Source organism: Streptosporangium sp. NPDC049248, from assembly GCF_040678965.1.
Lineage (GTDB): Bacteria > Actinomycetota > Actinomycetes > Streptosporangiales > Streptosporangiaceae > Streptosporangium > Streptosporangium fukuiense.
On sequence record NZ_JBFAQY010000018.1, the window covers coordinates 1 to 26,616 of the forward strand.

The 26,616-nt window shown below is 70.6% G+C and carries 26 protein-coding genes and 1 tRNA gene; 11 read left to right on the forward strand and 16 right to left on the reverse strand.

The genetic code is table 11. The features are described from left to right. Positions 1-71 precede the first annotated feature (71 nt). On the reverse strand, positions 72-554 hold the full coding sequence (locus AB0K21_RS28050; RefSeq protein ID WP_364154598.1) for an NUDIX hydrolase: 483 nt from the start codon (positions 552-554) through the stop codon (positions 72-74). Positions 555-599: 45 nt separating this feature from the next. On the opposite strand from AB0K21_RS28050, the gene AB0K21_RS28055 reads away from it, so the two are divergent. Continuing rightward, complete coding sequence (locus tag AB0K21_RS28055; RefSeq protein ID WP_343970806.1) at positions 600-788, forward strand: hypothetical protein; 189 nt, start codon at positions 600-602, stop codon at positions 786-788. 287 nt (positions 789-1,075) lie between these two features. On the opposite strand, the gene AB0K21_RS28060 is transcribed toward AB0K21_RS28055, so the two are convergent. The 3 genes from AB0K21_RS28060 to AB0K21_RS28070 form a co-directional block, all read right to left on the reverse strand. Then, positions 1,076-1,621 (reverse strand): hypothetical protein, encoded by a 546-nt coding sequence (locus AB0K21_RS28060; RefSeq protein WP_343970803.1) that lies wholly within the window; start codon positions 1,619-1,621, stop codon positions 1,076-1,078. Positions 1,622-2,199: 578 nt separating this feature from the next. Further along, positions 2,200-2,288 (reverse strand) — tRNA-Ser (locus tag AB0K21_RS28065). Positions 2,289-2,396: 108 nt separating this feature from the next. Then, positions 2,397-4,631: an AAA family ATPase gene (locus AB0K21_RS28070; protein WP_364154603.1), complete on the reverse strand. Its 2,235-nt coding sequence runs from the start codon at positions 4,629-4,631 to the stop codon at positions 2,397-2,399. Positions 4,632-4,746: 115 nt separating this feature from the next. Here AB0K21_RS28070 and AB0K21_RS28075 point away from each other — a divergent pair, with 115 nt between their 5' ends. Next, complete coding sequence (locus AB0K21_RS28075; protein ID WP_343970797.1) at positions 4,747-5,703, forward strand: NAD(P)H-quinone oxidoreductase; 957 nt, start codon at positions 4,747-4,749, stop codon at positions 5,701-5,703. 5 nt (positions 5,704-5,708) lie between these two features. Then, positions 5,709-6,221, forward strand: coding sequence for a bacterial proteasome activator family protein (locus AB0K21_RS28080; protein WP_364154606.1), 513 nt, complete (start codon positions 5,709-5,711; stop codon positions 6,219-6,221). Positions 6,222-6,226: 5 nt separating this feature from the next. Here AB0K21_RS28080 and AB0K21_RS28085 read toward each other — a convergent pair whose 3' ends face one another. Next, entirely contained in the window at positions 6,227-7,027 is an 801-nt protein-coding gene (locus AB0K21_RS28085; RefSeq protein WP_343970790.1) for an HAD family hydrolase, read from the reverse strand. A gap of 236 nt (positions 7,028-7,263) precedes the next feature. On the opposite strand from AB0K21_RS28085, the gene AB0K21_RS28090 reads away from it, so the two are divergent. After that, positions 7,264-7,467, forward strand: a complete 204-nt coding sequence (locus tag AB0K21_RS28090) for a cold-shock protein (protein ID WP_012886943.1) — start codon at positions 7,264-7,266, stop codon at positions 7,465-7,467. Positions 7,468-7,624: 157 nt separating this feature from the next. On the opposite strand, the gene AB0K21_RS28095 is transcribed toward AB0K21_RS28090, so the two are convergent. Next, positions 7,625-8,767 carry an FAD-dependent oxidoreductase gene (locus tag AB0K21_RS28095; protein ID WP_343970766.1) on the reverse strand — a complete coding sequence of 381 codons (1,143 nt, stop codon included), beginning with the start codon at positions 8,765-8,767 and terminating at the stop codon, positions 7,625-7,627. Between the two features lie 106 nt (positions 8,768-8,873). Here AB0K21_RS28095 and AB0K21_RS28100 point away from each other — a divergent pair, with 106 nt between their 5' ends. Together AB0K21_RS28100 and AB0K21_RS28105 are read left to right on the forward strand one after the other, a co-directional pair. Further along, positions 8,874-9,419: a TetR family transcriptional regulator gene (locus AB0K21_RS28100; RefSeq protein WP_343970763.1), complete on the forward strand. Its 546-nt coding sequence runs from the start codon at positions 8,874-8,876 to the stop codon at positions 9,417-9,419. 67 nt (positions 9,420-9,486) lie between these two features. Further along, a complete protein-coding gene (locus AB0K21_RS28105; RefSeq protein ID WP_364154611.1) occupies positions 9,487-10,932 on the forward strand; it encodes a hypothetical protein in 1,446 nt (481 codons plus the stop codon). Positions 10,933-11,042: 110 nt separating this feature from the next. Here the strand turns inward: AB0K21_RS28105 and serS are convergent, their stop codons facing one another. The 3 genes from serS to AB0K21_RS28120 all read right to left on the reverse strand — a co-directional run bounded on the left by serS (position 11,043) and on the right by AB0K21_RS28120 (position 14,809). Beyond that, positions 11,043-12,305, reverse strand: coding sequence for a serine--tRNA ligase (serS, locus tag AB0K21_RS28110; RefSeq protein WP_343970757.1), 1,263 nt, complete (start codon positions 12,303-12,305; stop codon positions 11,043-11,045). Positions 12,306-12,367: 62 nt separating this feature from the next. After that, positions 12,368-13,288, reverse strand: a complete 921-nt coding sequence (pheA, locus tag AB0K21_RS28115) for a prephenate dehydratase (protein ID WP_343970754.1) — start codon at positions 13,286-13,288, stop codon at positions 12,368-12,370. Positions 13,289-13,447: 159 nt separating this feature from the next. Further along, positions 13,448-14,809, reverse strand: a complete 1,362-nt coding sequence (locus AB0K21_RS28120) for a glycosyltransferase 87 family protein (RefSeq protein ID WP_343970751.1) — start codon at positions 14,807-14,809, stop codon at positions 13,448-13,450. Between the two features lie 63 nt (positions 14,810-14,872). On the opposite strand from AB0K21_RS28120, the gene AB0K21_RS28125 reads away from it, so the two are divergent. Then, positions 14,873-17,320 (forward strand): hypothetical protein, encoded by a 2,448-nt coding sequence (locus AB0K21_RS28125; RefSeq protein ID WP_364154616.1) that lies wholly within the window; start codon positions 14,873-14,875, stop codon positions 17,318-17,320. On the opposite strand, the gene mptB is transcribed toward AB0K21_RS28125, so the two are convergent. The 3 genes from mptB to AB0K21_RS28140 form a co-directional block, all read right to left on the reverse strand. Then, positions 17,202-18,677, reverse strand: a complete 1,476-nt coding sequence (gene mptB, locus AB0K21_RS28130; RefSeq protein WP_343970745.1) for a polyprenol phosphomannose-dependent alpha 1,6 mannosyltransferase MptB — start codon at positions 18,675-18,677, stop codon at positions 17,202-17,204. The genes AB0K21_RS28125 and mptB overlap by 119 nt on opposite strands. Positions 18,678-18,905: 228 nt before the next feature. Next, a complete protein-coding gene (locus tag AB0K21_RS28135) occupies positions 18,906-19,586 on the reverse strand; it encodes a glycosyltransferase family 2 protein (protein WP_343970742.1) in 681 nt (226 codons plus the stop codon). Positions 19,587-19,634: 48 nt separating this feature from the next. Then, positions 19,635-19,988, reverse strand: a complete 354-nt coding sequence (locus tag AB0K21_RS28140; RefSeq protein WP_343970739.1) for an STAS domain-containing protein — start codon at positions 19,986-19,988, stop codon at positions 19,635-19,637. Between the two features lie 229 nt (positions 19,989-20,217). Here AB0K21_RS28140 and AB0K21_RS28145 point away from each other — a divergent pair, with 229 nt between their 5' ends. Further along, the gene (locus tag AB0K21_RS28145) at positions 20,218-20,730 is read left to right on the forward strand and encodes a hypothetical protein (protein WP_343970736.1); all 513 of its coding nucleotides are present in this window, start codon (positions 20,218-20,220) and stop codon (positions 20,728-20,730) included. A gap of 86 nt (positions 20,731-20,816) precedes the next feature. Here the strand turns inward: AB0K21_RS28145 and AB0K21_RS28150 are convergent, their stop codons facing one another. After that, the gene (locus AB0K21_RS28150) at positions 20,817-21,944 is read right to left on the reverse strand and encodes a HAMP domain-containing sensor histidine kinase (RefSeq protein ID WP_343970733.1); all 1,128 of its coding nucleotides are present in this window, start codon (positions 21,942-21,944) and stop codon (positions 20,817-20,819) included. Next, positions 21,941-22,636, reverse strand: coding sequence for a response regulator transcription factor (locus AB0K21_RS28155; protein WP_343970730.1), 696 nt, complete (start codon positions 22,634-22,636; stop codon positions 21,941-21,943). The genes AB0K21_RS28150 and AB0K21_RS28155 overlap by 4 nt, the downstream gene beginning before the upstream one ends. 116 nt (positions 22,637-22,752) lie before the next feature. Between AB0K21_RS28155 and AB0K21_RS28160 the strand changes: the two genes are divergently transcribed. The 3 genes from AB0K21_RS28160 to yidC all read left to right on the forward strand — a co-directional run bounded on the left by AB0K21_RS28160 (position 22,753) and on the right by yidC (position 23,981). Next, a complete protein-coding gene (locus tag AB0K21_RS28160; RefSeq protein ID WP_343970727.1) occupies positions 22,753-22,920 on the forward strand; it encodes a hypothetical protein in 168 nt (55 codons plus the stop codon). Continuing rightward, the gene (locus tag AB0K21_RS28165) at positions 22,917-23,183 is read left to right on the forward strand and encodes a DUF6412 domain-containing protein (protein WP_343970724.1); all 267 of its coding nucleotides are present in this window, start codon (positions 22,917-22,919) and stop codon (positions 23,181-23,183) included. The genes AB0K21_RS28160 and AB0K21_RS28165 overlap by 4 nt, the downstream gene beginning before the upstream one ends. Positions 23,184-23,285: 102 nt before the next feature. After that, entirely contained in the window at positions 23,286-23,981 is a 696-nt protein-coding gene (gene yidC, locus AB0K21_RS28170; protein WP_343970721.1) for a membrane protein insertase YidC, read from the forward strand. 74 nt (positions 23,982-24,055) lie between these two features. On the opposite strand, the gene AB0K21_RS28175 is transcribed toward yidC, so the two are convergent. Both AB0K21_RS28175 and AB0K21_RS28180 read right to left on the reverse strand, forming a co-directional pair. After that, complete coding sequence (locus AB0K21_RS28175; protein WP_051753245.1) at positions 24,056-24,505, reverse strand: ATP-binding protein; 450 nt, start codon at positions 24,503-24,505, stop codon at positions 24,056-24,058. A gap of 156 nt (positions 24,506-24,661) precedes the next feature. After that, the gene (locus AB0K21_RS28180; RefSeq protein WP_364154625.1) at positions 24,662-26,533 is read right to left on the reverse strand and encodes a PAS domain S-box protein; all 1,872 of its coding nucleotides are present in this window, start codon (positions 26,531-26,533) and stop codon (positions 24,662-24,664) included. Positions 26,534-26,616 lie beyond the last annotated feature (83 nt).

Consider the following 26,616-nt stretch of genomic DNA (forward strand, 5'->3'; position numbering starts at 1 on the left):
TCAAGTCCAGAGCGCATACTAAACAGCGAAAGACCAGCTAGGAGTGTCAAGCATCATCCGATGCCATTGCGTCAAGCATCAAGCGAGTCACGACATTGGCCGTGCTCTAGATACAGCGGGCGGCCGATGGTGCGGGCGGTGACGGCGGCCGTGACGCGGTTGGCCAGTCGTTCGATCAGGAGGCTGGGTAGTTCCTCGACGGGGTGGAAGTCGTAGTCGGCGAGTTCGTCGGTGCCGAGTCGGATGCTGTCGCGCATGCTCGGGGTGAGGGTTCCGCCGTCGAAGAGGAACAGGACCTTGTCGCCTTCTTGGGGGTGGGGTGCCCAGTCGACCACGAGCAGGTCACCGATCGGCGGTTGGATGCCGAGTTCCTCGTGAACCTCACGTACGCACGCCTGGAACGGGGTCTCGCCGGGTTCGATGTAGCCGCCGGGGATGTCGCGGTAGTCCTTGTAGTGGGGACGGACCAGAAGCAGGCGGTCATGTTCGTCGAAGAAGAGTGCCCCGGCTGCGGCGTGGGGGGTGGCCATTGGCGGGGTCTCTTGCCCGGTCATGATCCCTACGGTATGGGAAGTCCGCCCGGTGTGAAGGTTCCTCAGGTGACGCGCAGCCGGCGGGTCAGATCGGTGAGCCGGTTTGCTTTTCTGGCGGCGGATCCAGCTCAGGACGAGTTGGCGGCCGAGGTGGTGATGGCGGATCTGCTCGGGGGCCAGGTGCTCGGCCTGAAGGAGGGTGTCCAATGCCTCGTCGGTGCGGGTTCCACTGGCTTTATGCGTACCACCCGGTGAATGATCCGGTGACCGCTGCTCGCCGGATCGCCATCCGGTATGCGGAGCTTCGCGGTGGCCATCCCTTGTCGAAGCCGGTCGAAGAGGCCCAATGCGTTCTTTCGGATGATCGACCTGCGCGGGAAGCGTTCCGCCCCGCCTGCCTGTCCGGAGTGATCTCGCCAGGCTGAGGATGGCGTCGGCGGTCAGGCCGGCGGCGTCGTGGGAGTAGGGCGGCCAGGCCCCGGCCCACCACGGCCCGGTGATCCAGCACCGGGTGGAGGCTGAGCCGTAGCGAGGACCGCCGGTCAGTGGGTGCAGGTGGCCGAGACGGTGACGTTGTAGATCCACCACGCGCCGCCGGGCGCGGAGTAGACCAGCGACGACGTCGTGGCGTAGCCCGTGCACGCCTGGCCCGCCGCCAGGAGCGCCGCGCGGGCAGCCTGCGAGCCGTTCTCGACGGCGACAGACGGGCTCGCGCCACCGCCCTGACGGGTCTCGGTGCGCGACACGGTGTACGACAGCGACGGCGGGACCACGCAATTGCCCGACGCGGTCGCCTCATAGATCCACGCCGAACCGTCGGGCGCGGTGTAGAGGTGTCTGGTGGTGACGGACACATCCGAACAGACCTCGCCCGCCGCGGCGGCCTGCTGGTTCAACTCGGCGCGGGCGTTGCCTTCGGCGGCCGCCCTTCCCGCCGCTGGGCTGGGGCCCCAGCCCGAGGAGGTGGCCGAGCGATAGGTAGCGGCGAGCGCGGCGGGAGCGGACAGCACCGCGCCGACGGTCAGCGTCAGGGCGATGACGAGGGCAAGGCGCAGAACCTGGGCAGGATGACGAACGCTGAGTGCCATGGTGTCCCTCTCGAGGGAGGCCGGAGGTTCGAGATCGTCACGACAAGACCGGGCAGGCCGGACCGAGCAGCGCCGGGGGCGCGGGCAGGCATCCGCGCACGTCGAGACTGAAACTTTCACCCAAGCCCGCAACACAGGCGGAAGCAGCACGGGACGTCGCCCGCGCGGCTCCGTCGTGTGCCCTTCGCGGCGAGCGGGCCTCTTCCTGTGGGGGCCTCCCGCTCGGAGATGCTGCCTTCCCTCATAAAACGTGTTTGAGAGCTGATCACTGGACTCGGCGAGCCCATTCGAGTGGGCCAGATCCGGACCGCTGAGCGGGATGGCCCCGGATGATCCGTCTTAACAGCGTACTGATCGCCGCCCACCGGATCATCGCCTCGCTGGTCGGCGGCAGCCGCTCGTAATCGCGGCCGATCGCCGGTACGTCCTGGCGAAAGTCCTCAAGATCCATCCCGCGTATGTCCCGCGAACACCGGCCGAGAGCCGCTCACGGTGGCCTACGGCTGCACACCCCGGAAACGATCAACGGCGCCTGCCCCAAGGGAAGTTCCTGGTCAGGCGCCGTTTCTCAAGCTGGGCGGAGAGCGTGGGATTCGAACCCACGAGACCGGTCACCCGGCCTAGCGGTTTTCAAGACCGCCGCCATCGTCCACTAGGCGAGCTCTCCTGGTGACACGTCCCAAGAACGTGTCAGATTGCACACTAGTCTCTCATTGGCCCGGACGTGCCCGAGACCCGGCAGGCGCCGAACAACAAAGCCTGCCGGGCCGGCGGATCAGGGTTGGGGGCCGGCGAAACCGTCACCGACCGAGGCGGCCAGGCGGAGGTAGGACTCGCGGGTGGCGGGCTGGAGCCTCTCCAGGTCGATCTCCGCGCCCTCCTCCAGATGCGTGTCGTAGGGGACCCGGATGACCGCGCGACAGCGGGCCGCGAAATGGGCTTCCAGGCGGTCGAGGTCGACGGTCGACTTCGACCTCGGGCGTACGCTGCACAGCACCACGGTGGCGGAGCGGACCAGCTCCTCGTAGTGGTGGGCCTCCAGCCAGTCCAGGGTCGCCGAGGCGGCGCGGGCGCCGTCCACGGAGGGGGAACTGACCAGGACGAGCTGGTCGGCGAGGCCGAGCACGCCGGACATCGCCGAGTGGAGCAGGCCGGTGCCGCAGTCGGTGATGCAGATCGAGTAGAAGTTCTCCAGGACCTGGGCGACCGACTGGTAGTCGGACGCGCTGAAGGCCTCGGACACCGACGGGTCACGGTCGGAGGCGAGGATCTCCAGGCGCGAGGGGGCCTGCGAGGTGAAGGCCCTGATGTCGACGTACCTCTTGATCTGCTGGCGCTCGTTGAGCAGGTCGCGAACCGTCGCGGAGGTTTCGAGCTCGACCTTGTCCGACAGGGTGCCCCGGTCGGGGTTGGCGTCGACCGCGATGACCCGGTCTCCGCGTACCTGGGCGAGGGTGGCGCCGAGGCCGACCGTGGTGGTGGTCTTGCCGACGCCGCCCTTGAGGCTGAGCACGGCGACGCGGTGGTGGCCGGTGGCCACCGGGGTGCGTGCACGGCCGACCAGCTCGCGACGGCGGCGGACCTCGGGGGACTCGCCCGGCTTGATCAGCCCTGCGGACGCCTTGTAGACCAGCTTCCGCCAGCCTCCGGCGGGCGCGTTGCGACGTCCACGGAGCAGCGACTCCGGATCCAGGCTGTCTGCCGACGGCCGGGGGGCCGTGCCCGGGGGGTGCTGCCTGGCCGGCGTACCGAAGGCGGCCGCCGGAGCCGTCTGACGGCGGCGTGCCTGGTACGGCTCCCGCACCGGTTCGACCGTGTCCCTGCCGGGGGCGAAGGGGTTCTCCCGTTCCATCCGCTCCTGGGCCGAGGCGGCCTCCCATCCGGAGGCGGCACCGCGTTCCTGGGCCGATCCGCTCTCCCGGCCGGGTGTGAAGAAACTCTCCCGTTCCTGACCGGAAGAGGAATCCGAGAAGGCGGAGAACGAGGAACGTTCCGGCGACGGCGACGGCGACGGCGACGCGGCCGGCTCCGGCCTGTCGGCGCCGAAGGAGCCGGGTGTCCGGAACGGCTCGGCCTGCTCGGGCTCGTGGGAGGGCGGAGGAACGGGGGCCGGGGCGGGTTCGAAGCGCTCGGCCGACTCCTTCGCCGCCGATGCCCCTGTGGATTCGCCGCCGGTGGGGAACCTGTCGGTTTCCACGGAGCCGAAGGTGAAACGGTCGGCGGCGGGAGCGGTCGGATCGCCACCGGCCTCGGACCGGTCGGTCCCGGTGCTCTCCACGGAGAAGTCCCCGCTGCCGAAGGAGAAGGCCGTACCCCCCGGGGTGGACTGCGCGCGGTCCTGACCGCTGCCGAAACCACCGCCGAACGAGAACCGGCCGGTGTCGGTGCCGCCGAGTTCGTCGCTGCCGAAGGTGAACCGCTGGGTGTCCGAGGAGGCCGGCGCGGCCGGCTCAGGGTCGGCGGTCCCGGTGGACGAGGTGGACGAGGTGGACGAAGGGGTGGGCTCGGAGGACTCCGCCTGGCGCTGGGGTTGCTCGAACAGGCCGCGGGCCGGCTCGTGCGCGGGCGCCGCGAACGGGGTGCGGATGTGCGGCTCGGTGAAGTCCCCCGGGGCGCTGTCGCCGGGCTCCTGGCGCGGCAGGGGCTTGAGCGGCGCGAGAAAGCCGTCGTTGTCCTGCTTGCCGGATGCCGGGGCGGGCACGGTGAAGGAGCTCACCGTGTCGGAGGCCTCCATCCAGTCGGCCGCGTCGGCGTCCTCGACCGGCGGTTCGGCCGCCGGCGAGCCCGTGGCCGGGTGGGCCGAGTCGACGGCCGCGCGGAACAGCGGCGAGGACGCCGTGTCGGGCTCGGCCGGGACCAGGCTCCAGGGGTCCTTCGGGTACGGCGAGACGACGGTGTCGTCCACCGTGGTGGCCTTCACCGCCAGGGCCGGCGCCTCCTCCTGCTCTTTGATGGCGTCAAGCCACGCGAGCTGTTCCTCGAGAGATTCCTCACGATCGTGTCTTGCCACCGTGTTCCCCCTCGGGATGGGCATAAAAGGGCAGCAAACACATAGCAGGTTAACGCCCTGTGTTCTTGTCAACGCGAGCAACCACCAAGTTGGCTTGGCGGATACCTTTGCTCACATGCGCGCCATCGTGATCGATAAACCAGGTGGGCCGGAAGTTCTGACGTGGCGGGAGGTTCCCGACCCGTTACCCGAGCGCGGCGAAATCATCATCGACGTGGCGGCCTCCGCGGTCAACAGGGCCGACGCGCTGCAGCGGCAGGGTTTCTACGATCCGCCCGCCGGCGCCTCTCCGTACCCGGGACTCGAGTGTTCCGGCGTGGTCGCCGAGGTGGGGCCGGACGTCGTGGGATTCGCGCCGGGTGACCGGGTGTGCGCGCTGCTCAGTGGCGGCGGGTACGCGGAGAAGGTCGCCGTACCCTGGCAACAGGTCATGCGGGTGCCCGACGGCGTCGACCTCGTCGAGGCGGCCGGGCTGCCCGAGGTGGCCTGCACCGTCTGGTCCAACGTCTTCATGACCGCGCGTCTGCGGAAGGGCGAGACCCTTCTCGTGCACGGCGGCGCCAGTGGGATCGGCACGATGGCCATCCAGCTGGCGAAGGCGTTCGGCTCGCGGGTGGTCGTCACCGCCGGGTCGCCCGAGAAGATCGCCCGCTGTCTGGAGCTGGGCGCCGACGAGGGGATCGACTACCGGCGGGAGGACTTCTCGGAGAAGGTCAGGGCCGATGTGATCCTCGACATCATGGGTGGCAGGTACCTGCCGGGGAACGTCAGGGCTCTGCGGACCGGCGGCCGGCTGGTCGTGATCGGCCTGCAGGGCGGCACGAAGGGCGAGTTGGACCTGGGAGCCCTGCTGGCCAAGCGGGCCTCGGTGCACGGCACCACCCTGCGCGCCCGGTCGGTCGACGAGAAGGGGGTCGTCGTACGCGGGGTCGTGGAGAACGTCTGGCCCCTGATCGACGCCGGGGCGATCCGGCCCGTGGTGCACGCCCGGGTGCCGCTGAGCGACGCGGCCGAGGCTCACCGGATCCTGGAGTCCGGAGAACACACCGGGAAAATCCTGCTAGTAGGTTGAAGACTATGAACGCTGAGGAGAGCACTCCGCACATCGTGGTCGTGGGTCCCCATGGCTCTCAGGAAGATGAGACTTCCGAGGGGCGATCGGTCGCCGACCTGGTCGAGCAACCCGCCAAGGTGATGCGTATCGGCAGCATGATCCGTCAGCTCCTGGAGGAGGTTCGGGCGGCTCCGCTGGACGAGGCGAGCCGCAAACGACTCAAGGAGATCCACCAGAGCTCCATCAAGGAACTGGAGGACGGTCTGGCGCCGGAGCTGGTGGAAGAGCTGGAACGGCTGTCGCTGCCGTTCACCGAGGACGTCAACGGCGCCCCGCCTAGCGACGCGGAGCTCCGGGTCGCCCACGCCCAGTTGGTCGGCTGGCTTGAGGGATTGTTCCACGGCATACAGACCACGCTCTTCGCCCAGCAGATGGCGGCCCGCGCCCAGCTTGAGAACATGCGCAGGGCCCTGCCCGGCGGCATCTCCCTCCAGCAGCAGGAGGGGCACGGCGCCAACCCCGGCCCCTACCTGTAGGGCCGTCAGGAGCTGTAGAGCCGTTCGAGGACTCCGGCGACCCCGTCGTCGTTGTTGGCCGCGGTCACGTGATCGACCGCGGCCAACACCTCCGGGTGGGCGTTGGCGACGGCGTACGAGGTGCCTGCCCAGCGGAGCATCGGAAGATCGTTGGGCATGTCGCCGAAGGCGATCACTTCGTGCGGCTCGATGTCGCGGGTCATCGCGAGATGGGCCAGCGCGGAGGCCTTCGTGACGCCGTGCGCGCTCATCTCGATCAGTGCCCGGCCGCTGGAGTGAGTGGGGGTGACCAGATCGCCGACCAGCCCGCAGACCGCCGCCTGGAGAATGTCGGGATCCATCGTGGGGTGAAGTGCCAGCAGTTTGGCGCAGGGCCGCGAGATGAGCGTGGTCGTCCCCACCCGGAGTCCGGCGACCGCCCTGCTGTCCCACCCGCCGAGACGAAAGTCCGATTCGTGGGCGAATCCCCCCTCGTATTCCACCGAGAAGGCGAGGCCGGGGACCTTTTCCCTGAGCCGTCTCACCACCTCTTCAAGCACGTCCGGGTGGATGAGGTGGGATTTGACGATCTGCTCGGTGTGCAGGTCGTAGACGAGGGCTCCGTTGGCGCATATGGCCAGCCCTCGGTGGCGCACGGCTCCCGCGACCGTGTGCATCCAGCGGGGCGGTCTGCCGGTCACGAAGACCAGCGCCGCTCCGGCGTTCTCCACAAGCGCAAAAGCGGCGGCTGTACGGGGGGAGACGGTGCCGTCCGAACGCAGAGCGGTGCCGTCGAGGTCGGTGGCGACCAGCCTGGGGCTTCGCATAACAAGTCCCAGTCTGCACTGTGATGGCCGGGGTGTCGGCCCCAGCATCCCGTCCCAGGAATCTTCCTGATGGCGGGAACACGCATGCGCCGGATAGTGTTAGATGTGATGGCGTTGTATTAGCTGAATCCCGTTGTGAAAACCAGTTTGACTGAGCCACCCCGGGGCCCGCTGTACGACACATGGGGTTCATGAGGTGTGAATCCCAAAGTTTCAAATCCTGAGGGAGAGCTTTAATGGCTCAGGGAACCGTCAAGTGGTTCAACGCTGAAAAGGGCTTCGGCTTCATCGCACCGGATGGCGGTGCACCGGACGTGTTCGTGCACTTCTCCGAGATCCAGGGCAACGGCTACCGTAGCCTCGAAGACGGCCAGCGGGTCGAGTTCGAGATCACCCAGGGCCAGAAGGGCCCGCAGGCCTCGCAGGTCCGCGCCGTCTGACGCATAGACCTCTTGGTTGAACCTGTTTGACCGGAAGGCGGGGTTCGCTCCTGGCGAACCCCGCCTTCCGCATTTTCACGACATTCCACGACACCCGGTCGGCCGGCCCCCGTCTACGGGCGGCCACGGTCCTCGTCGGCGGCCGGCAGACGGGGCCTCACCGGTAGACAAGCCCTGAGAGCCGCCAGGCGAGACGCCGACGGAAGACCGGGCTGATCGCCAGGATTCGCAGGACCAGGTTCCTGATCGGCCGCAGGCTCCTGTTCACGTTGGCCAGTCCGGAGAGCCGGCCGGCGAAGGTGACGACCTGCAGGGCGACGGGGCGACGGTCGGCGGTGTAGCGGTCCAGATCCGCCTGCCCGCCGCTGAGAGCGACTGTGAGGGCTTCGGCCAGGGCGGTGGCGTCCTGAATCCCGATGTTCATGCCCTGTCCTCCTGCGGGGCTGTGGACGTGCGCGGCGTCACCGGCGAGCAGCACCCGCCCGGCACGGAAGGTGCCGGCCACCCGGTGGTGGACGCGGAAGCGCGTTCCCCAGACGACCTCGCCGACCACCGCCCGCTCCCGCCGCGGGCCCCGGCTGTCCAGCAGCCCTTGGACGAAGGCCACGTCGGGGTCGCGGGGTGCCTCGTCCACCGTGGAGACGATCCGGTGGGTGCCGTCGGGCAGCGGCGCGACCACGACCAGCCCGGCGGGCGAGAAGTAGAGGACCACCTCGTCGTCCGGCACCCCGCCGGTGAGCCGTACGTCGGCCAGGCTGAACGACTCCGCGTACTGCCCGCCCTCGAACTCGATGCCCGCCTGCTCACGGACCGTGCTGTGCATGCCGTCGGCGCCGACCAGGTACCTCGCGGTGACGGTCGAGCCCCCGGAGAGGACCGCGGTCACGCCCTCGGCGTCCTGGGTGAGGCTCTCCAGCCTGTACGGCCTGGCGACGCGGCCGCCCAGTTCGGCCAGACGCTCCAGCAGGACCCGCTCGGTCACGGCCTGGGAGATCATGAGCGTGTAGGGATAGCGGGTCGGGAGCCTGTCGAAGTCGACCGGCACCAGCGTCCTGTCGCGGTCCCTGATGGTGAATCGCCGGGCGTGGATGCCCAGGGCGGTCAGCCGCCCGGAGATCCCGAGATCCTCAAGCACCTCCAGCGTCCTGGCGTGCACGACGGCCGCTCTTGAGGTGTTGTCACCGGCCGCCTGGTCGTCGACGACCGTCACGTCGAATCCCCGCCCGGCGAGGGAGACGGCGACGGTGAGGCCGGTCGGCCCCGCGCCGACGACGAGAACGTCAGTGGTCTCCGGAAGCATTTCGTCCTCCCTGAAGTATGCCAACGCTTGTTGGTCAACAACCGTTGGCATAACTGTGCGCGCCCGCCCTGGCTATGTCAACAGGTGTTGGCCTACAGTTGTTGGCATGAGGAGAACCTCGGAGGACACCAAGGCCGCGATCCTGGCCGCGGCGCGCGAGCGCTTCGCCTCGGACGGCTACGAGCGGGCGACGATCCGGGCCATCGCCTCGGACGCGGGCATCGACCCCTCCATGGTCATGCGCTACTACGGCAACAAGGACGGGCTCTTCAGCGCCGCGGCCGACTTCGACCTGAGGCTTCCCGACCTGGAGGCGGTCCCCAGGGAGGCGGTCGGCCGCACGCTCGTCGCCCACTTCCTCGACCGCTGGGAGAGCGACGAGGGGATGATGATCCTGCTCCGCACCGGCGTCACCAACGAGGGTGCCGCCGAGCGTATGCGCGGCATCTTCGCCGCCCAGCTCGGCCCCCTCGCCGCCCGCCTCGGCACCGACCCCGCCCAGGCCCCCGTACGGGCCGGGCTCACCGCCACGCAGGTGCTCGGCATGGCCCTGTGCCGCTACGTCCTGCGCCTGCCGCCGGTGGTCGCCATGTCCCGCGAGGAGATCGTCGGCTGGCTCGGCCCCACCGTGCAGCGCTATCTCACCGGCTGACCTTCCAGAAAGGTCACAGATGCCGTCGCGGGCGAACCCGGCCTCATCGCGGCGGGTCCACCCGTCCATGGAACGTCATGGTCCCGTCCTCGCCTGGTTCGGTCACCCGGTGACGGTGGTCGCCGTCCTGGTGCTACCGGTCAACGACCATCTCCTCAAGGCTCTGTGGCCCGGCCCGGTCACCGGCAAGCTGAGCGACGTCGCGGGGCTGCTGGTCGCCCCTCCGCTGCTCGCCCTGGTCCTGTCGCCGGTCCTCGCCCGGCTCGCCGCCCCTGCCGCGACCGTCGCCACCGGTATCGGCTTCACCCTGGTCAAGACCACCGAGGGGGGTGCGGAACTCGCCTCCCGAGCATGGACCCTGATCGCGGGCCCCTCGCGGGTCCTGGCCGACCCGACCGACCTGGTGGCCCTGCCCGTGCTGGGCGTCGCCTGGCTGGTCTGGCGCGGCTGCCGGTCCGACCAGGCGGTACGGCGTGCCCGCGCGCTGGTCGTCGTCCCGTTCGCCCTCGTCGGGGTGACCGCCACTTCGGCCGTCCCGCCCCCGCCCACGGCCCTGTCGGTCTCGGCCGACGACGAAACGATCACTGTCTTTGTCGACTACGGCCCGTCGTCTGCCGTCGTCTCGCGCGACGGCGGCCGGACGTGGAGTATGCGGCCCGATCCCGTTCCGGCACCCGCGACACCGTCCTTTCCGCCCTCACCCGCCACCCGGGCCTGCCTGCAGGACGACCCTGGGCACTGTTACCGCGTCTCCCCGCCACGGCTGGGCGTGGACGAGTCCCGGGACGGCGGGACAAGCTGGAGAACGGTGTGGGGGGTCTCCGAGGGACGCGAGGACGCTCTGCGCCGGAGCAACGATCACTCTTACCTACCGTGGCAGGGTTCCACCGCCGTCGCGGTGCAGCGCGTGCCCGAGGGCCACGTGGTGGTGGCGGCCAACGGCACCGACGGCATCGCGGTACGCGACCCGCGGGGAGGCTGGCGGCGGCTCGGCTTCTCGGCCGACGGCCTCTCCACCGACGCGGCGATCCCGCTCGACGCGCCGAACGTCGACCTGGGGGCGGAGCACGGCGCAGGCCTCTTCACCGGCCTGCTCGCCTTCATGGCCGGCATGACCGCCGCCCGCCGTCGCGAACCGCGGCACAGCGGCCTGGCAGTGGCCGCGTACATCCTCACCGCGATCGGATTCCCGTTCGTCCAGCCGTCCTACGACCTCATTGGACCCCTGCTGTTCCTGTTCGGCAGCGCCTGCGGCCTCACCGCGGCGGTCCTCGCGGCCGCGGCCGCGATCAAGTCGCGCGTGCCGTCGCGGACCTGGATCACGCTGCCGGCCATCGCCGTCTGCATACCGGCCGTAATCTCGATGATCTTCTCCGGCTGGCTCTCCGGCACACCCGACGACTACTCGACGGCGGAGTCCCTCGCCTGGCTCGTGGGCGGCGCCGGAGTCGGGGCATCGGTTCTGATCGGCTGGACTGCGGCGAGGAGCGCGGAGGAACGTCGGGTGGCGTGAACGCACGAAGGCCCCGGCCGCGGCACAGGTTCCGGTGGCCGCCGCACCGTCCGGCTCGGCGGGTGCGGCGAACTGCGGGACGACGGGCCGGGCGGGGCCTTCGCGGACGGCTACCTGACGGGTTCGAGCACGTCGAGGCCGACGTACGGGCGCAGGGCCTTGGGCAGCACGACGGAGCCGTCGGCCTGCTGGTGGTTCTCCAGGATCGCGACGATCCAGCGGGTGGTGGCCAGCGTGCCGTTCAGGGTGGCCACGTGCCGGGGCTTGCCACCGGACTCGCGGAAACGCACCCCGAGGCGGCGGGCCTGGAAGTCGGTGCAGTTGGAGGTCGAGGTGAGCTCGCGGTAGCGCCCCTGGCTCGGTACCCACGCCTCGCAGTCGAACTTCCTGGCGGCCGAGGTGCCCAGGTCTCCGGCCGCCGTGTCGATCACCCGGTAGGGCAGCTCGACCTTGGCCAGCATCTCCTTCTCCCAGTCGAGCAGGCGCAGGTGCTCGGCGTGCGCCTCCTCCGGCCGGACATAGGAGAACATCTCCACCTTGTCGAACTGGTGGACCCGGATGATGCCCCGGGTGTCCTTGCCGTACGAGCCGGCCTCGCGGCGGAAGCACGAGGACCATCCCGCGTAGCGGTACGGCAGCGCGGAGCCGTCCAGGATCTCGTCGCCGTGGTAGGCCGCCATCGGCACCTCGCTCGTGCCGACCAGGAACAGGTCGTCGTCGGGCAGGTGGTAGACCTCGCTGGCGTGGGCGCCGAGGAAACCGGTGCCCTTCATCGACTCCGGCTTGACCAGCACGGGCGTGATCATCGGCACGAAACCCGCCTCGATCGCCTGCTGCATGGCCATGTTGAGCAGCCCGAGCTGGAGCCGCGCGCCGACGCCCCGCAGGAAGAAGAACCGCGAGCCCGACACCTTCGCACCGCGCTCCATGTCGATGGCGCCGAGCAGCTCGCCAAGCTCCAGGTGGTCTCTGGGCTCGAAGTCGAAGGACGGCTTCTCGCCGATCTCCTCCAGGACGACGTAGTCGTCCTCGCCGCCTTCCGGAGCACCCTCCTCCACCAGGTTGGGCACCGTGTAGATCAGCTCATCGAGCTCGGCGGCGAGCTTCTCCGCCTCGGCCTCGGCCGACTTGACCTGCGAGGAGAGATCCTTCGCCCGCTCCAGCAGGGTCGCCTTCTCCTCCCCCGAGGCACGGGAGACCGACTTGCCGACGGTCTTCTGCTCGGCGCGGAGCGTCTCGAAACGGCTCAGCGCACCACGTCGGCGCTCATCAAGGTCGAGCAGCGTGTCGACGACAGAGTCGTCCTCACCGCGGGCACGCTGCGACGCCCGTAGCCGGTCCGGATCCTCACGAAGGGTACGCAGGTCAATCACAGTCACAGGCTACCGAGGTACGGCTCTCGCCCGCGCCCGGTTTGCTCCGCACCGGCCGACGATCAGCTCTGGCCGGCGCGGATCCTGTCCAGCCAGGCGGCGGCCTCGGCGAAGTCGTCGTTGTTCGTACCGCGCTTGATCTGCGGCGCGAAGGCGTCGGCGCGCGGGTAGCTGCCCAGGAAGCGCACCTTGGCGGAGATCCGGTGCAGACCGGAGATCGCCTCGCCGACCCGGGCGTCGGCGACGTGGCCCTCGAAGTCGAAGTGGAAGAAATAGCGGCCGATGCCGTCGCCGGTCGGCCGCGACTCGATGCGGGACAGGTTGACGCCGCGGACGGAGAACTCGGTCAGCATCTCCAGCAGCGCGCCCGGGTGGTCGTCGGCCAGGAAGACCACCAGGGAGGTGCGGTCGGCACCGGTCGGCTCGGGCAGCGGGCCGGGACGCGTCACCCGGACGAACCGGGTCACGGTGTCGGTGCGGTCGCCGATCCCGCTCGCGAGCTGGACGAGGCCGTAGTGCTCACCGGCGATGCGCGCGGCGATGGCCGCGTCGTACGGCGAGCCGGGGATCGCGACCTCCTGCGCCGCCGCCGCCGTCGACGGGGCGGCGACCACCACGGCGTCGGGCAGCTCGCGGGCCGTGAAGTTGCGGCACTGGGTGATGGCCGCCGGGTGGGTGAAGACCCTCTTGATGTGTGCCATCTCGGTGCCGGGGCGCACCAGGAGCGAGAACTCGACGGGGAGCAGCAGCTCCGCGGTGATGAGCAGCGGCTCACCCTGGGCGAGCTCGTCAAGGGTGGTGGTGATGGCGCCTTCGAGCGAGTTCTCCAGCGGGACGACGGCTCCGTCCGCCTCGCCGCGCCGGACCGACTCAAGGGCCGCGGTGATGTTCGGGCTCGGCAGACGCTCGGCCTCCGGCGCCAGGATGCGCAGGGCCTCTTCGGTGAAGGTTCCCTCCGGTCCCAGGTAAGCGAATTTCGGCATGACCTCAGGCTATCCGGCGACTGTCGAAAAATGTGCCCAAGATCGCACCTTCGGACCGCCCGCTCCTCCCCACGACCGCCCGAGGTCGCTCCGCATTAAGCCGCTTCACCTCACAAGTCACATCAGATTTGGTCATTTCACACCACGGATCACCCCGTATCAGCGGAGTGCCTGGAATGCCGCTCTCCGCCTGGGCAGCCACACCCCCAGCAGCCAGACCAGGAAAAGCGCGCCCAGCCCGAACCCGTTCTGCACGATCTTGCCAAGCACGGGACTGAGCACCGGGATCTCCGCCGCCTTGATCGTCACCCCCCACCAGGGGATCGGCAGCACGTAGTAGAGCCAGACCCCGGCGGCCACCCGGACCCTGACCGGGTCGCGCCCGTCGCCGGCCAGCGCCCCGAGCACCACGACCACCCAGGCCAGGTGGTGGATCCAGGCGACCGGGGAGAGCAGCACCGCCATCAGCCCGACCAGGGCGACCCCGGCCACCGGGTGGCCGTCGAGCAGCGCCCTGCGGGCGTGGCGGAAGCCGTACCAGGCGACCACCGCGACCAGCGCCGCCCAGAGCAGGCTCGTCAGCACGTCGGGCAGGTAGAGCCGGATGAGCATGCCGCGCATCGACTGGTTGGTGGTCGCGGCGTTGGCACCGAGCCGCTCGGGGTCGAGCAGCGCGCGGAACCAGAAGTCGGCGGCGTCCGCCGGGATCACCAGGAACGGCAGCAGGGTCAGCAGCGCGGCGGTGAGCGCGGCGATGAAGAAGGTGTCGCGCTGTTCCCGCCTCGCCCCGGGGCCGAAACCGGTGATGAGGAGGTAGATCAGGAAGACGCCGGGGGTGAGCTTGACCGCGGTGGCCAGGCCGATCAGCATGCCGCGCGGCCACACCGGGCGTCTGGCCACGCAGTCGGCCAGGCAGAGCGCGACGAGCAGGATGTCCACCTGGCCGAAGCGGACCTGGTCCCTGATCGGCATCAGATAGGTGCACGCGATCATCAGAACGGCGAACAGCAGCGGCACCCACAGCCGGTCCACCCCGCGCGGTCTCTTCAGAGCGCCCGCCCGGCCCGGCCCACGCGGCCGGGCAGGCGTACCGGGAACGACCGCCGGCGAGGCCGGCGCCGTGTCCCGGGTGCCCGCCCCGGCGAGCAGGGCGCGGAAGGAGAGCCCGACGGTGACCGCCAGGGTCAGGAAGATCAGTGCCGTCCACGCCCACTGCGCCGTCGGCCATGACACCGCCGCCAGCGGGGTGGCCAGCAGGGCGGCCACCGGCGGGTAGGTGAACGGCAGCAACTGCGGCGCCGGGGTGACGAACCCGTAGACGGACCGGCCCTCCAGGACCGCCTCCCCGCCGGTACGGTACACATCCAGGTCGACCAGGCGCTGGTCGTCCACGTTGCCCAGCCAGTAGAGCACCAGCGGGGCCACCGCCGCGGCGACCAGCAGCAGCGCGGACAGCCAGCCCAACCACGTCAGCCACGTCCACGTGCGTCGTCCGGCCGTGGTCACCTCGCCAGTCCTCACGACCAGGCAGGCTACCGTGGGGCCGGGGAAACGGCCGCCCGACGGACACGGACAGGGGAACGGATGGCTTCGACACCGCGCGGTCGCGGGCTCGCGCGCCCGGCCGCCACCGGGACGCCCGGCACCGCGACACGGCCGAGGCGACCCCGGCCCACCACGACGGCGTCCGCCGTGGTCGTACGCGGGTCACACGGCTCGAAGAGGAACCGGCCGACGGGGTTCTCCAGGACCGTGCCGGTCACCGTGTCGCTGCTGCTGGCCGCGGTCTGCGGGCTCCTGGGAGCCTTTGGTGCCGGTACGGCGAGCGCCTCGGTGGCGAGGGTGCTTCCCGAGCGGGTCGTGGTCATCGGGGTACCGGGGCTGGAGTGGGGTGACCTGGACCCGGAGCGGACCCCGAACCTGTGGAGGCTCGTGGGCGAGGGCGGGTCCGCCTCCATGTCCACCCGGGCGGTTCCGCCGCCGGATCGGGGGATCACCTGCCCGGTGGCGGGCTGGCTGACGGTCTCCGCGGGTCAGCGGGCGGGGGCCCCGGGCGCGGGCTGCGCGCTGCCGCGCACGCCGGAGGCGACCTCCGACGGCGGGGCGAGCGTGCCCGGCTGGGACGAGCTGTCCGCTTTCAACGCCACCACCGCCTACCGGCCGGTCCTCGGGCAGCTGGGCCGGCTCGCGGCCGGAGCGGGCCTGAAGGTGGCCGCCGTCGGGCCGGGGGCCGCGCTCGCCGCCGCCGACACATCAGGAAAAATCGCGAAATACGCGGCGAACATCGAGGAGCTCGGCGAGCTGTCCCCGTACGGGCTGATCGTGGTGGAGGCCGACGACCTGGCCAGGGCCTGGATCGGCGGCGGCCTCACCCCGGACGGCGTCCCGGTCGCGATGACCGCTCAGACCAGGCGGGAGGCCGTGGCCAGAGCCGACCGCGTGGTGGGCACGGTCCTCGACCGTCTGCCCCCGCCACCCGCGGCCGCCGGCGCCCCGGCGACGCCCCCCACGCCGACCTCCGAAACCGCGCGGCCCCAGGAGGCCGGGAGGACATCCGGGAGCGGGACCACGGTCCTGCTCGGCGGCCTGGCCGACACCTCGACCGCACCGCACCTGCACGTGGCGATCGCCCAGGGCCCGTCCCCCGGCGGCGAGCCGTACCCGCGCGGTTACCTCACCGCCACCTCCACCCGCCAGGACGGCCTGGTCGCCAACACCGACCTGACCGCCACCGCGATCGACCTGCTGGGCCTGCGGGCCCCGAACGGGGTCGTCGGGCGCGCCTGGCAGAGTCAGGAGCCGAGCGGAGAGCCGGCCGCGGCGACCGTGCGGAAGCTGGCGGACGACGACCTGGCGAGCCAGGTACTGCGCGAGGTGCGAGGGCCGTTCTTCGCGGTGTTCGTGGCGGTGCAGATCCTGTTCTACCTGCTGGCCGCCGTCGCGATCCGGCGAGGCTGGGGCGGCTCCCGGGCCCTGACCACCGTCCAGGTCGTCGCCGTGGTCAGCGGGGCGATCGCGGTCTCCACCTTCCTGGCACAACTCGTCCCCTGGTGGAGCCTGCCCGCCCCGATGGCCGCGGTGATCGTGACGATCCTCGGATTCGCCTGCGTGATCGCGGGAGTGGCGTTCGCCGGACCGTGGCGGACGCACCCGCTCGGCCCGTTGACCGTGGTCGCCGCCATCACCTCGACGGCGTTGCTGGCCGACGTGATGACCGGCTCGGTGCTCCAGGTGAACGCGGTCACCGGCTACGAGCCGGTGACCGGCGGGCGCTTCTACGGTTTCAGCAACATCGCCTTCGCCGTCTACTCCGCCGGTACGATCCTGGCCCTGGCCGGGACGGCCCAGTGGCTGATCTCACGCGGCCGGCGCGGGCTCGCGCTCACGGTGTGCGTGGCGTACGGGGGGCTGGCGGTGTTCGCCGACGGCTGGCCCGCGTGGGGCGCCGACTTCGGCGGGGTCCCGGCGTTCCTGGTGGGGGTCGCCGTCTTCGTGATCCTGCTGGCCGGCGGGCGGGTCTCACCGGTCAAGCTGGGGCTGGCCGGTCTGGCGGGTGTCCTGCTGATCGGCACCATCGCGGTCGCCGACTGGCGCAGACCCGCCGACCAGCGCACCCACCTGGGCGCCTTCGTCCAGCAGGTGCTGGACGGGGAGGCATGGACCGTGGTGGGCCGCAAGTTCGGCGCGATGATCGGGGTCACGGTCGGCAACTGGTCGCTGTCCCTGCTCACGCTGGTCGCGCTGGCGTTCCTGTTCCTGGTGCTCGACCGCCCCTCACGATGGGGGGCCTCGGCCCTGGGCAGGGCCTACGCGCTCTCGCCCGCGCTGCGCGCCGGGCTGATCGGCGCGCTGGCCTGCGCGCTGATCGGCTTCCTGATGAACGACTCGGGCATCGCGATCCCGGCGATGGCGCTCACGGTCGCGGTTCCGCTGACGCTCGCCGCCTCCGTGCGCGCCCTGGCGCTCTCGCCGCCCAGCACACCAGGACGACCGTCAACGCCAGCAGCGTCCACGGCACCACCCGCTCCCTGAGCAGGGTCTTCATCCAGAGCAGGTCCTCGGGGCGCAGCGCCTCCCTGGCCGGCAGATAGCCCAGCGACAGCACGGCGACCCTGGCGACCATGAAGCCCTCCAGCGCGGGCCAGGACGCCATGGCCAGCAGCGCGAAGGCCAGCCCGTCGTACCAGGGCAGCGCGTACGGCGCGGCGAACAGCCAGGCGACCACCATCGCCGCGGCGACCGCGGGCGCGGTGTCACCGGACGCGGTTCCCGCGGGCAGTGCCCGCAGGAGCAGCCAGGCCAGGCAGACCATCAGCAGCAGGGAGCCGATCTGGATCCAGGCCGAGTAGGCGCCCGGCCCGAAGAGCGACTGGAACCCCACCTTGACGAGCTGCCAGGGCGTGGCGAGGGAGACCTTCTTGCTGGCGGCGCTCACCTGGTCGAGCACGTGCGGCCCGGCGAGGGCGTAGATCGCCACCACGGTGGCCGTCGCGGTCCCCGCCACCACGGCGAGCCTGCCCGGCGAGCGGCGCAACTCCCACGCCGGGCCGAGGGCGACAAGCCCGGCGTTGAGCTTGACCCCGATGCCCACCCCGAGCAGCAGCCCGGAGGCGGCCCCGCGAACCGTGAGCGCGGCGACCATGCAGGCGATGGCGAGGGTGTCGATGTGCATCCCCGCCCCCAGGTGGTAGATCATCAGCGGGTTGGCCGCCCAGAGCAGCGCCGCCCGCCCGCGCAGTTCCTCGTCCCCCCTGGCGAAACGGTGCAGCAGCAGCGCCGTACCGATGAACGCCGCGGCGTTGACCACGGCCATCACGAAGACCGTCAGCCGGACCGAGTCACCGCCCACGAGGCTCGCCAGTGCCTGTACGGCGGTGGCGACCGGGCCGTAGACGCTGGTCACCCCGGCCCACTCCTCCACCGCGCCGGTGACCGGATCATGGGGCAGCAGGGCGGGGGTGATCGCGTAAGGGTCCTGGCCGAGCGTGACCAGCCGGCCGTACGCGGCGTAGTTGAGATGGTCGGCCGAGCCCGAGGGCGGCAGGAAGGCGAGCAGCCCCGCGGTGGCGCAGCCCGCCATGAGCAGCCATCGCGCCTCCGGCCTCCACCGGGACCTGAGCGCGGCGGCGAGCCCGAGCCCGCCCAGGACGATCGCGGCGGCGCCCATGGCGATGACCAGATGGGCGCTCACCGGAACGTCCAGCGAGTACGGCGGCTGCCAGGACGGCCCGGGCAGCCTCGGGACCATGGCGGAGGGCCCCAGCAGCCCGATCAGGACCGTGACCGCCACCGAGAGCCCCATGGCCCCGAACGCGGCGATGTCGAGCCGCCGCGGCATGCCGCCGACGGGGCTCCGTCTCCTGTCGCCGACCGACGCCTCCAAGCTCACCCGCAGATTCCAGCACATCCTGCAGGTGCCCGGTACGGCAGCGGCGCGGCGGGCGACCTGTTCTCCCGGCGGCCCCGGCCGTCCTCGCATCCCGGACTCGACCTCGGCCGGCCCTCGACGACCAGCCGCACCGCCGACTCTCACGCGGCTCCGAACCGCGAAGACATCGAACATGCGGAGGCCGTGGAACCCGTGACGAGCCGTTCGGCCGAGTGAACGTTCCCGGGCCTAGCGGCGGACCAGCAGGGCGCGGGCGACGTCGCGGAACTGCTTGGCCCGATGGAGCTGGGCCCGCCAGTCGGTGCCGGTGGCCCGGTGGGCCATCTCCACCTGGACCTCGCGCACCCGAAAGCCCTTTCTGAGCAGATCGATCGTGAGACCGGTCTCCACACCGAAGCCGTGGGCCAGTGGCCGGGCGGCTTCGAAGGCCGCCCGGGTCAGGCAGCGCTGGCCGTTGAGCGGCTGGACGGGCGTCCAGCCGGTGGCACGCTCGACGCCCTCACGGGCGAGCTTCACGACGAACCCGTGGCCGCCGAGCTTCACCCGGGTGGCGAAGACGGCGATCGTCATGTCGACCTCGCCCGCCGCGACCGGCTCGATCAGCGGCGCGGCGGTACGGGCGGTCTCCCCCAGGTCGGCGTCGAGGAACAGCAGGTGCCGGGGCTCCTCGTCGTCGAGCAGGCGGACGGCCTCGGCACCGCTCTCCATCGCGGCGGCCTTGCCCCGGTTGTGGCTGTGCCGCACGACGTGGGCTCCGGCCGCCTTGGCCACCCGTCCCGTCTGGTCGGTCGAGCCGTCGTCGACGACCATGACGAGATCGACGCCGGGGAGCGTCAGGGCCGCGGCCACGGTCGCCCCGATCCGATCGTCCTCGTTCTTGGCGGGAATGATCGCCGCCGTACCGGTCATCTAACACCTCCGACATGGAAACCCCGGGCATCGGCCGTGGGGAGAGGGTCACCCCTGGGATTCGGAGGTCATCAGCTTCTCCGGCAGGGTCTCGTGCACGACGAAGACCGAGTCTAGGCCCGTGACCTGAAGGATCTTGCGTACGGCGGGCCTGGGTGCCGCCACCTCCAGCGTGCCGCCGCGCTCGCGCAGCCGCTTGAGCGCGGAGAGCAGCACGTTCATGCCGGTGGAGTCACAGAACTCCACGGCGGACATGTCGAGGACCACGAGCATGGTCTGGCTCTGCCCGAGCAGCCGGGTGAACTCGGCCTGCAGGCGAGGTGCGGTGTATAGGTCGATTTCGCCAACGATGGTCACGACGGTGTGACCGGCATGAGATCGAGTTGCGACTTTTAGCTCCACAGCGGGCACACTAGCGGCGCGAGAGCCACCGGTCACGCTCTCTTGAACAACCCGAGTCGTCCGCCCTTTGTCCCCCGTTTCGGCCTCACGGAAACCCGGAGTGCGCGAAGCTTGACACTGCGCAACACCGGCTTGGCCGGAAAAGGGAGAAGACCCGACACCTCCCGATCATCGCTGCGCCACGGCGGTGACAGCCGCTGAGTTACAGGAAACGGGCTCGAACGTATCGATGAACACCGACCTACCCGAGGATCTCCAGCGGCAGCGGCTCCGGGAACACCTGGAGTCCATGATCACTCGTACCGACAGGGCCACCTCGTGGCGCGACGCGGCGAGTTCACTGCGGAACCTGGTGAACCACGAGGGACACGTCCCGATCAGAACCAGCCTGTCGACCGAGGACCTCGACTTCCTCGAAGGGGCACGCGAAGAGCTCCTCGACCTCGCCACGCTCGGCGTCAGGCTGCTCGACCTGCACCAGCCGCGTGACGCGGGCGGCATCACCAGCGACACGGCACATCCGATCCTGCGCTGCCGCAGTTGCATGTGGCGCTGGCCGTGCCCGACGTTCCGGGCGATGGTGGAGTCCCTGGGCACCACCAGGAGGCTCACCTCCTGCCGGCACGTCGAAACCGACGCCGCCGAGGACGACGAGCGCGCGCGGATGCCCCTCATGGTCTCGGTGAGACCCGGGAGCGACGCCACGACCGCGCCGACCTCCAACGGCAACGGTCCCGGCTGACGGCCCGAACCGGCGGCTCGCCGCACCCGGGCCGATCGGATCAGGGCCGGTGACACCGCCCCACGACGACGGCCGGGCGGTGCCGTTCAGACGGAGATCGGCAGGCGGATCTCGAAGCGGCAGCCCGGACCGGAGTTGACGACGCCGATCACTCCCTCGTGGGCCTCGACGATGCCGCGCGCGATCGCCAGGCCGAGGCCCGCTCCGGCACCGTCGGCACTGGGCGTGCGGGCCGCCTCGCCGCGGAAGGCGACGTCGAAGACGCGGGGCAGGTCGTCCACCGGGATGCCGCCGCAGCAGTCGGCGACGGACAGGCAGGCGATCCCGCCCTCGACCGAGGCGCGGACCAGGACGGAGCCGTCGCCGGGGGTGTGCCTGATCGCGTTGACCACCAGGTTGCGCAGCGCCCGGGAGAGTTCGGCCGCGTCGGCCTGGACGGGGATCACCGGGCCGACCTCGCCGGCCAGCCGCACCCCCTTGGCTCTGGCCAGTTGCTCCACCCCGGCCAGCGCGTCGGCGACCAGGTCGCTGAGGCCGATCCGGTTGCGCGACAGGCGCAGCGCCCCCGCGTGGATCTTGGACAGCTCGAAGAGGTCGTCGACCATTCCCGACAGCCGGTCCACCTCCAGACGGATCTGCCGGTGGTAGCGGCCTACGGTCTCGGGGTCGGCGACCACCCCGTCCTCCAGGGCCTCCGCCATGGCCCGCATGCCCGCCAGCGGGGTACGCAGGTCGTGGCTGACCCAGGCGACGAGCTCACGGCGCGCGCTCTCCAGGGCACGCTCGCGCTCGTGGCCCAGGCGCAGTCGCCGGTAGGCCTGATCCAGGCTCCCGGCGATCGTGCCGAGCTCGGCGGGGAGACCTCCGGGCGGGGTGAACTCCCCCGAGGCGGGCACCGCGTGCACGGCGTCGACGAGCCTGCGGCTGGCCGCCACCACCCGGCGGGCGAGCACCGTCGCGACGCCCAGCCCGACCAGGCCACCCACCACGACCACACTGAGCACGATGTCCCTCGACGTACCCTCAATGATCATTTTCAGGGTGATGGCGACCACGCCGCCCACCGTCGCCAGCACGGTCACCACGACGACCACCGCGAGCATCGCGCCGATCGACCGCTCGCGCAGCAGCCACATCGCCCCCAGCCCGGCGAGCGCGACCAGCAGGCCGAGGCCGGCGGTGACCGCGACGATCAGCAGAATCTCGGGGATCACGGCTCGGCCAGCGGCTCGTAGCGGTAGCCGACGCCCCACACCGTGACGATGCGCCGGGGAACGGTCGGATCCGGCTCGATCTTCTCGCGGAGACGGCGGACGTGGACGGTCACCGTGGAGGAGTCGCCGAAGGACCAGCCCCAGACCTGGTTGAGCAGCGCGGATCGACTGAAGGCCTGGCGGGGGTTGCGCATCAGGTGGGCCAGAAGATCGAACTCGCGGGCGGTCAACATGATCTCGCCACCTCGGAACCGCACCTCGTGCGCCCCGACGTCGACGGTCAGATCGCCGTCCCTGAGCACCCCGGTACCGGTCGGCAGCGAGGCGCCGCGCGCCCGCCGCAGCACCGACTGCACGCGCAGGGCCAGCTCTCTGGGACTGAAGGGCTTGGTGACGTAGTCGTCGGCACCGGTCTCCAGCCCGACGACCCTGTCCATCTCCTCGCCCAGCGCGGTCAGCATGATCACTGGAACCGGCCACCGCTCCCTGAGCTTCCTGCACACCTGGAGTCCGTCCATCCTGGGGAGCATCAGGTCGAGCACCATCAGGTCCGGCGGGTTGGACAGCGCGCGCCTGAGCGCCTCGGCGCCGTCTCCGACGCACTCGACCACGTGACCGTCACGTTCCAGGTAGCGGGCCACCACCTCGGCCACCATCGGATCGTCGTCGACCACCAGAATCCGCGCGCTCATGACCTCAACGGTAGGCCCGCCAGAGGAGATCCCTAAGCCGTGTCACCGGTCCGTAAGCACTCGATCGTTACGATCAAGGCGCCCGCCGTTCCTCCCGTCGGCGTACGGTGGAGCACATGAGTCGTATCGTGCTGGCGGTCCTGGGCGTCCTGCTCGCGCTCTATGTGGTGTTCGGGCTCGTGCTGCCCGCCCTTTTCGGGCTGCTGAAGTTCGTGATCGTGTTGGCGGTCGTGGCCTTCGTGGTCGTCGCCCTGGTCACCGTGGTCTCCAAGTCCAAGAGTTGAACCTGCTCCTCGCCGTCCAGACACTGGTGGTCTGGATGTTCGACGGCGGCGGCGTCCTGACGGCGACCGCCGTGGTCGGGCTGGGCGTGCTCCTGCTCGCCTGGGCACTGCGACCGGCGCCCGTCACCTCCGGCGCGCGGGCGCGGTCGCCGCTGTCGCGGCGCGATCGGGCCAGGCGGACGATGTTCGTCCGGCAACGCGACCCCGACGCGGCCGGGAGGTCCCGGCCCAGAGCACCCTCCGCGGGCCCGGCGCCCGCGTAACCCCCCGCGACCACCGTGTGCCGCGCGCACACGCTCTGAAGACCCCCGCGGTGCGCGGGCGTCCTCTGTACCGTCCCCACTCCGGTCAGAAGGGCCCCGACCATGTTCGACCCCGTCATCGGGTTCACCGCCGACCTCATCACCGCGCTCGCCGGGCCGCTGGGCTCCACCGCGCTCGCGATCGTCGTTTTCACGCTCCTCGTCCGGCTCCTGCTGCTCCCGCTCAGCGTCATGCGGGCCAGGGGTGAGCGGGCCAGGATCCGCCTCGCCCCGGAGATCCGGGAACTCCGGAAACGTCACGGCCGCCATCCCGAGCGGCTCCAGCGGGAACTGGCCGCCCTCTACGCCAGGGAGAGGACCTCACCACTGGCAGGCTGCCTGCCGTCGGCGGCGCAGTTGCCGTTCCTCATGGTGACCTACCAGGCGTTCGTCTCCTCGACGATCGCCGGTCAGGCCAACGCGCTGCTGACCCACGGGCTCCTCGGGGTGCCGCTCGGCCAGCAGTTCGCGGGCACGGTGGCCGGGTTCGGGCTGCTCAGTGGTCCGACCCTGGTCTTCGCCGGGCTTTTCCTGCTGCTCGTCGCCATGGCGTGGGTCGCCTCCCGCCAGACGCGGAGCACGATGAGCGAGGACGTCCAGCCCGCGGTGCTGCGCCGGGTGCTGCCCCTGCTGCCGTACGGAACCGTTCTGGTCGCGGCGGTGCTGCCGCTCGCGGCCGGGATCTACCTGCTCGTCACGACGGCCTGGACCACCGGGGAGCGGGCGATACTGCACCGGCCCGCGCTCGCCGGAGGCTGACGGCACTCCGGACGGCGGGGGAGGTGCCGTCCCGCTTCATGACAGGCCAAGCGGGACGGCACCCGACGGAAGGGCTATCCGCATTCCCTGAGGGCGGGTTCCGGGGTGGAAACATGGCCGTTACCTACCGTGTTGACCGCCGTGACCACCGCCCAGACCGTGGTGATGTCCCCCTCGTGTCTGACTCCCCATGTCGAGGCCAGATATTCGACGATTCCGAGGCCTCGCCCTCCCAGGGAGGAGAGCGTCGGGCGCCCTGCTCTTGGTTCGGTGGCCGCACCACCGTCACTCACCGCAACCTCGACCTGCTCCTCGGTCCAGTGCCATGACACCCTGATCTGCCCCGACGGCAACGGATGCGCGTGACGCAGCGCATTGCTCAGCAGCTCGCTGACCACGAGCACCGCGTCGTCTATAGCGGTCTCGTACACACCCCGTTCCTGCAGGTCAGAGCAGAGGCGTTGGCGTGCGACAGCGACGCTGGACGGTGCATACGGCAACAACACGACGCTCGACGCACTCACCTCCCCGTATGCCTTTCCCCCCTGAGGAACTCACCCCAGTACGACCGAAATGCCCCGTTAGATAGTCTCGGAAACCGAGCAGCAATTACAGCTTGTGCACATTCGACAATAGATCAGCGGATCCGTTACCGACTCGTTACCGCCTTGGCGTGTCGATCAGGTAAGAGCGTCCGGCGTGTCGGCGATACGGAGGGCCAGCCTCATCCGGGTGCCGCCCGCGGGGCGTGGATGCGCCGACACCTCTCCTCCCTGGGCCCGTGCCAGGCTGCGCACGATGTAGAGACCAAGCCCGACTCCGCCGAACCTGCGGCGGTCGCCGCTGTCCGCCTGGACGAAGCGGTCGAAGACGCGCTCCCTGCTGGCCTGGGCGATGCCCACGCCCTCGTCGTCCACGACCAACACCACCCGGTCACCATCCACCCATGCCTCTACCCTGATCAGGCCACCGTCCGGCGAATATTTGAAAGCGTTCTCCAGCAGCTGGGCCAGCAGGATATCGGTGGCCAGCGCGTCGCCGGAGACCAGGGGCAGGTCATCGGGCACGTCGACCTCGACCCGGTGCAGATCCGACAGGATCGGCAGGCCCAGGGTGGCTCCCCGCACCAGCTCGGCCAAGTCGAAGCCCTCGATTCTGAGCGTGAGCTCACCGGCCCCCGCGCGCGAGCCCAGCAGCAGGTGGTCCATGAGCTGGCCGAGGGAACGGGCCCGCTCGGCGATGATGCGCACCGCGGCACGGCGCTCGGTGTCGGTCATGCTGTCCCAGCGGTCGTCGAGGGTGCCGGCGAAGCCGCGGACCACGGTGATCGGGGTGCGCAGTTCATGGCTGGTGGTGGCCAGGAAGAGATCCTTGGCCTCCTCCAGTTCCTTCGCGCGGGTGATGTCGCGGAAGTCGACCACGATCTCGCCCGTCTCCACGATCTCCGCGCAGAGCACGTCCAGCCAGGTGCCCGAGGGCAACTGGATGGTGAGCTTCTCTCCCGGCGCCGGGAGCTGGAACGGGGGCGGGCCGCCGATCACCTCGGCGGAGTGGAAGCCGGTCAGCTCGCCGGCGGCCGGGTTCCACTGGACGACCCGGCCCAGCTCGTCGAGGACCGCTATGCCGTCGGCGCTGGCGTCGAACACCGCCCGCTCGTGGGCCCGCTGCCGTACGGCCTCCTGGTAGGCCATCGCGTTGCCCACGGCGATGCCCGCGTGACCCGCGAGGAGCTCCAGCAGCTCCAGCTCCAGGTGGCCCACCTTGCGCTTGGCGAAGAGCGCGTACAGCGCGCCGTACGGTCGCCCGCCCATGGCCGCGAGACCGAGTGCGATGGTGTGCAGGCCGGGCAGCTGCGACCAGATCAGCTCGTCCAGCCGGTCCTGGTCACCGGTCTCCAGCAGGACGGTCCTGCCCTCGCGCAGCAGCTTGCCGACCAGGCTGGTGCGGAGGTCCGCCGTGGAGTTCCGCATCGAGCCGGGAAGGTTGTGACGGGCCACGAGGCGGAGCCGGTCGCCCTCGATGAGCACGAACCCGCCCGCGTCGGCCCCGGTCAGGTCGGCGAGGCTGGCCGCGATCCGGTCCAGCACCGCGGGCAGCTCCAGCTCGGCGTTGATGTCGGCGACCACGTCGGTGAGCCGGCGGACGAGCTGTGCCCGGCGGGCGTTGCGGTCGTTGGCGCTCTCGTCGTCCTGGGCCAGGTGGTAGACGCTGACATAACCGATGGGGGTGCCGTCCCGCGAGGAGAGCGCGCCGGTGTCCACCCGCAGATCGAGCAGGCTGCCGTCCCGGCGGAACCGCTTGGTCCGCAGCGACACCTGGCCACCGGTGCGGACCTTCTCCAGGACCGCGTTGTGCTCGGCCATCAGCTCCTCGGGAACCACCGGAACCCGCCGGCCGACCGTCTCCTCGGCCGACCAGCCGAAAAGGCGCTCGGCGGCGGGATTCCAGGCGATGACCGTCTGTTCGCGATCAATGGCGACGATCGCGTTGGGCGCGTCGGCCACGACCGCCCGGCCGATGCCCTCGTCATTGTCGGCCGTGTAGTCCACCACACACCCATAGTGCCGTCTCAACCGGCCTGATCTTGGCACTTTCGTCCCGCACGTGTTGCCACTGGCCGGGCGATCCGTCCGAT